Source organism: Micrococcus sp. HMSC31B01 (assembly GCF_001816085.1).
Lineage (GTDB): Bacteria > Actinomycetota > Actinomycetes > Actinomycetales > Micrococcaceae > Micrococcus > Micrococcus luteus.
Map to the genome: position 1 here is coordinate 1 of NZ_KV825356.1, position 2,063 is coordinate 2,063.

Sequence of the window (2,063 nt, forward strand, 5' to 3'; positions counted from 1 at the left end):
TTGCAAGCAGGGGGTTAGGGGTTCGAGTCCTCTTGCCTCCACCGAAGAAGGGCCCGGGAGTCGTGAGATTCCCGGGCCCTTTCGTCTGCCCAGGGCGGGGACGGACCCGCCCACCGTGCCCGCCGTCGTCGTGTGTGGTGTTGGATGGTCCGGTGAACACCACCATCGACACCCCGTCCCCCGACCGACCCGCCTCTGGGCAGGGCACTCCGGCCTACGCCCGGGTGCCCGCGAGCTACTACGACATCTTCGTGGGCGTCTTCATCGCCCTCCTCATCCTCTCCGGCGTCACCGCGGCCAAGCTCTTCTACGGCCCCACCGTCCCGGTCATCTCGGACCTCTTCTACGACGGCGGCCCCCTCATCTTCGACGGCGGCGCCTTCCTGTTCCCGTTCGCGTACATCGTCGGCGACATCCTCGCCGAGGTGTACGGCTGGCGCCGGGCCCGCCGCGCCATCGTCCTCGGCTTCGCCATGCTCGTGCTCGCCGCCCTCACCTACACGGTGGTCTCCTGGACCACGCCCGTCGAGGGCTTCGAGGTGTGGGACCAGGCCCTCGCGCCGATGCTGAGGATCACCGTGGCCGGCTTCGTCGCGTTCCTCGTGGGCTCCCTGCTCAACGCGTCCATCGTGGTCCGCCTCAAGGAGCGCATGAAGGAACGGCACGTGGCCTTCCGGCTCATCCTCTCCACCGTGGTCGGCCAGTTCTTCGACACCTTGATCTTCTGCACCATCGCCTTCGCCGGCACCATCTCGCTGCTGGAACTGGCGAACTACACGGTGACCGGCTTCGTCTACAAGACGTTCGTGGAGATCCTCATCGTGCCGGTGACCCTGCTCGTCATCCGCGCTCTCAAGCGCCGGGAGCCCACCTACCGGGCGCCCGGCTTCGAGATCCACCGCGACGACGATCCCGCCCTCACCCCGGCCGCGTCCCGCTGACCCGCACGGGCCCCGGCGTCGGCCGCGCCGGGGCCCGTCCGTCGCGCACGCCCCGCCCAGCGACTACCGTCGGTGCCATGGGCAAGGACCTCTTCGAGCACGAGCAGCAGCAGACCCTCAGCCGCGAGCAGGCCGCCGCACGCCTGCGCGACCTCGCCGACCAGCTCTCCCGGCAGAACGACGTGCGGATCGAGCACGGCGGCCGCGACGTCGTCGTCACCGTCCCGGACCGCGTGGGCCTCGAGGTGGAGCTCGAGGTCGAGGACGGCGGCGACGCCGAGCTGGAGATCACCCTCAGCTGGTGACCGGCCCCGGGCCGGCCGCCGTCGCCTTCCCGTGCCTCAGAACGTCCAGGGCTCCCCGGGGGCCAGGCGCCGGTAGTCGGTCACGCCCTCGGCGAGGCCCGAGAGCACCCGATCCACCACGCCCTTGCCGTCCTCGCTGAGGATGCCGTCGTGGATGGGGCGGGTGTGCGTCGCCGCGATGGCCCGCATCTGGTCCACCACGTCCGCGATGCGCAGCCACGGCGCGGCGGCGGGCAGCAGGAGCACCTCGACGTCGGCGTCCGGCACCGTGAACGAGTCGCCGGGGTGCAGCACGGCCCCGTCCACGAGGTAGGACACGTTCACCGGGCGCGGCACCTCGGCGTGGATCATCGCGTGCTCCCCGCCGAGCACCTCCACCCGGAAACCGGCGGCCTCGAACGTCTCCCCGGGCACGGCCGTGTGCACGTGTCCGGCGTCGAGCCCCGCCTCCGCCAGCGGCCCCGTGAGGTCCCGTGGCGCCCACACGTGCGTCTCCGTGCCGGCCAACGCCCGGGCCAGCTGCTCGGGGACCACGTGGTCCGGGTGGCCGTGCGTCACGAGGACGGCGTCCGCGCCGTCCAGGACCGCCGCGTCGCTGAACGCGCCGGGGTCGAACGCGAGGCGCCGGCCGGCCTTCTCGAGGCGGACGGCCGAGTGGCCGAAGAGGGTCAGGGTCGTGCTCATGCAGATCACTCCTCCGCCCGGCGTCGGGATCCCGGGCGCTCCCAGCCTCCCGCGCGCTCCCGGCGGTGGACAAGGCCCGCGCCCCGTTCGACGGCGGCCCACCGGCTCCCGCCCCGACCTGCGCCCGGACGCG

At 72.4% G+C, this 2,063-nt stretch carries 3 protein-coding genes; 2 read left to right on the plus strand and 1 reads right to left on the minus strand.

The features are described 5' to 3' along the window. Positions 1 to 152: 152 nt before the first annotated feature. Entirely contained in the window at positions 153 to 941 is a 789-nt protein-coding gene (locus tag HMPREF3105_RS10770) for a queuosine precursor transporter (RefSeq protein WP_041103459.1), read from the plus strand. A 77-nt stretch (positions 942 to 1,018) separates the two neighbouring features. Next, positions 1,019 to 1,246: an amphi-Trp domain-containing protein gene (locus HMPREF3105_RS10775; RefSeq protein WP_041103461.1), complete on the plus strand. Its 228-nt coding sequence runs from the start codon at positions 1,019 to 1,021 to the stop codon at positions 1,244 to 1,246. 36 nt (positions 1,247 to 1,282) lie between these two features. Here the strand turns inward: HMPREF3105_RS10775 and HMPREF3105_RS10780 are convergent, their stop codons facing one another. Then, positions 1,283 to 1,930 (minus strand): MBL fold metallo-hydrolase, encoded by a 648-nt coding sequence (locus tag HMPREF3105_RS10780; RefSeq protein WP_041103463.1) that lies wholly within the window; start codon positions 1,928 to 1,930, stop codon positions 1,283 to 1,285. Positions 1,931 to 2,063: the final 133 nt, after the last annotated feature.